The organism is Falsihalocynthiibacter sp. BN13B15 (assembly GCF_041205415.1).
GTDB lineage: Bacteria > Pseudomonadota > Alphaproteobacteria > Rhodobacterales > Rhodobacteraceae > Falsihalocynthiibacter > Falsihalocynthiibacter arcticus.
Genome location: NZ_JBGFCE010000044.1, coordinates 1 through 3193, shown reverse-complemented (window position 1 = coordinate 3193; position 3193 = coordinate 1). Strand labels below are relative to the sequence as shown.

The window sequence follows — 3193 nt, the reverse complement described above, 5'->3', positions numbered from 1 at the left end:
GCGAAAAGAGTTGTCGGCTGGCGGAAGTTCTAATTATATGGAGCATGTTCGCGGTATCCGAACCGCCCTTTTCGATATTTCCCGATCCAAAAAACCAAAGATTATCTTGGTTACCTCCTCGGCTCCCAACGAAGGGAAAACATCGCTTTGTTGCGCGCTTGGGCGCATACTTAACAATTCGGGAAAAAATGTATTATTAATAGACGCCGACTTGCGCAGACCCGATCTGCGCAGCGTTTTGCAGCTGAAACAAGAGGCCCAATGCCTCAGTAAGTACCTGAATGGGGAAGCTGTAGAAAAAAACTTGGTGATACATTCTGACATCATCAATGCAGACGTCATTTCTCCGGTACAACCATCGCATGACGCGGCAGAACTCCTTCTATCGCCGCGGCTTGGTACGTTGTTGTCTTTCATGTCGAAAAAGTATGACCATATCATCATTAACGCTCCACCCGTAATGCATCTCGCAGACGCACTTGTTTTGGCGCATCGAGCGGATGCCACGTTGTTTACGGTAAGGTGTAACAAGACGCGGACGAAAACAGTGCGAAATGCTATCCGACGTCTCAAAGACGGCGACGCTAACATTGTTGGAACCGTGCTGACCATGGTGCGTCGGTCAGACTTAGCGGCCCGCGAGGCCGACCTGTATTCCAATACCTATTAGAGAGAGCAAGCGATGAAAGTTGCCATCATCCATTATTGGCTCGTTGGAATGCGCGGCGGCGAAAGGGTTCTCGAAGAGTTTATCCGCCTCTACCCTGACGCTGACATCTTTACCCACGTGGCAGACGTGGAGGCATTGTCGCCTTTGTTGGCAGGCCAACGCATTTTCCAAACATCAGTGTCCCGCTTGCCTGGCGCGCGCAAACATTACCAAAAGTATCTCGGCTTTATGCCCCGCGCGCTCGAGGAGTTGGACCTAAGCGCCTACGATTTGGTCATCTCTTCGGAAAGCGGCCCCGCCAAGGGCGTCATCGCCCCGCCCCACGCGCCACATATCTGCTACGTCCACTCTCCAATGCGCTACATTTGGGATCATTATCCGTCCTACAGCAGCCGTCTCGGGCGTTTGAGTCTGGCTTACTTTTCCCGCCTCGCCCATCGTTTGCGCATCTGGGACGTGACGACCGCCGCACGGGTAGACTGTTTCGTTGCCAATTCCAATTTCGTCGCGCGTCGCATCCGCGCCTATTACAACCGCGACGCCTGTGTCGTGCATCCCCCCGTTGATCTTGAAGCCTACAGACTGCCCAAAGCTGACTCCCCGCGCGAAACCTACCTTTTTGTATCCCAGCTGGTGCCATACAAGCGCGCGGATCTTGTAATCGAAGCATTTCGCGGACAAAACAGACGGCTGATTGTGGTCGGCGACGGCAGCCAACGCTCCGAACTAGAGCGCGACCTGCCACCGAATGTCACCTTGCTGGGGCGGGTTGAAAATGATGACTTACCCCACCTTTATCAAACGGCTAAGGCTCTCATTTTCCCAGCAGAAGAAGATTTTGGCATTGTTCCAGTCGAGGCAATGGCCTGTGGCACACCAGTTCTTGCCTATGGACGAGGTGGCGCGCGCGACAGTGTCGTTGAAGGCAAAACAGGACTGTTCTTTGACCGGCAAGATACGTCCGCAATCAATGATGTTCTGGACAGTTTCGAAGCCGTTGAGAGCACCTTTGATCCCGTCCAAATCCATGCCCACGCCAGCGGTTTTGGTGCCGAGCGGTTCCGCCGAGAGTTTTCCGCTGTCGTTGAACAGGTGCTTGCGGATCATTCATCCAAAACATAAACCGTCACGGAGGAAGGCCGTGCGGCATCGCTGTGAATGGTGATATTTGCCGAAATACCTTGGGTCTCATCCCAGTTCGCCCCGCCCGTATTCAGGTTTCGCTCCAAACGCGGAAAGCTGCTGCCAGCAACATGCAAGCGCAGCCGGTGCCCCGCTCGCAGCAAATAAGCGATATCGCGCATTTCGATTGTCACGCCATAGGTCTGCCCCGGCTCCATCAATTCGGGGTGTTCCACACCTGCGCGGTATCGCATCCGCAACGCACCTTCCTGTAACAGGAGCGACCGTCCCTGTGGGTCCACGTCGGTCAAGCGAAGCACAAGGTCGGTATCAAGGACATCCGCCGAAACCTGCAATGTGGCCCGAATGGGACCCGCCAACAGCAACAGATTCTTTAAGGGCGCGGAAGTGAACAACAGCAGGTCGTCCCGCCCCTCAATCGAGTTTTGGAAAACGGGTCCTTCGAGCGCATCGGGGTCCCCCGTGCAACACAACGCCCCACCCACGGAAGGAACGGGGTTCATTGGATCAGATCTAAACTGCCATGCTTGGGTTTCTTCCGTAGGATGCTGCGAGTCCAAGACCTGCCCCTCCGACAGATAAAACGACACTTCCTCCGCGCCTTTAGGCGGCCAATCCGATGCGCCGCGCCACTTATTTTCGACCAATGAAAAATAACTCAATTCTGGCAACTCCAGCGCCGGACCATCCGCTAAATGTTGCGACAGGAATGAGATGATGGTCTCCACAAATCCAAATGGAACCTCAAACTCCACCGCCAAATCTCCAACAAGCGTGTCCTGATCACTCCCCAGATAGCCGCAATGGGTTCCTGCGGCGATTATGGTGCGTGTTTCGACGGCCTTCTGAGCAACCGCCTGTGCCAATTGCAACGTCGAGCGAATGCCAGGATCATGCCACGTATCAATAAACAAGGCGGGGGTAGCAAAGGGCTCCGCTCCAGTTACATATCCGGCATTTCGCCAAAAATCTGAGTTTTCAAAAGACATTAAAAATGCCTCATAATCTGTTGAATCAGAACGCATTTGGCGGACCACATCAATTAATGGTAGATGCGGCAACGCACGTGCTGGGTCCGTGGGGATTGCGCCTGAACGCGCAGGCGTTTTGCCCCCCTGCTCCCCAAACCATCCAGCCCCAGTTGCCAGTCCAAAGACGCCCCCTTCAAACGTACTAAAATAGGAATGACTGCCATCAAGACTGCCAATCGCTCCGCCAGCCGCAATCGGCACCATTGCCCGATGCGCGGGATGGGCCTGCGCCGCCAACATCAATTGCGCCTCGCCCAATGCAGAACAGCCCAGCGTACCAACTCGGCCATTCGACCAAGGCTGCGCTGTAATCAAATCAAATGTTGCCACTCCGTCCGAACCGGAGTGG

The 3193-nt window shown here is 54.5% G+C and carries 3 protein-coding genes; 2 read left to right on the top strand and 1 reads right to left on the bottom strand.

From position 1 onward, the window contains the following. Positions 1 to 670 (top strand): CpsD/CapB family tyrosine-protein kinase (locus AB9F26_RS22000; RefSeq protein WP_369769096.1); only part of this gene is annotated, 670 nt, incomplete at its 5' end. A gap of 12 nt (positions 671 to 682) precedes the next feature. Continuing rightward, complete coding sequence (locus AB9F26_RS21995; RefSeq protein WP_369769095.1) at positions 683 to 1792, top strand: glycosyltransferase; 1110 nt, start codon at positions 683 to 685, stop codon at positions 1790 to 1792. Here AB9F26_RS21995 and AB9F26_RS21990 read toward each other — a convergent pair. Next, the coding region (locus AB9F26_RS21990; RefSeq protein WP_369769094.1) for a CocE/NonD family hydrolase at positions 1774 to 3193 on the bottom strand (1420 nt) is incomplete at its 5' end. The two genes, AB9F26_RS21995 and AB9F26_RS21990, sit on opposite strands and share 19 nt — an antisense overlap.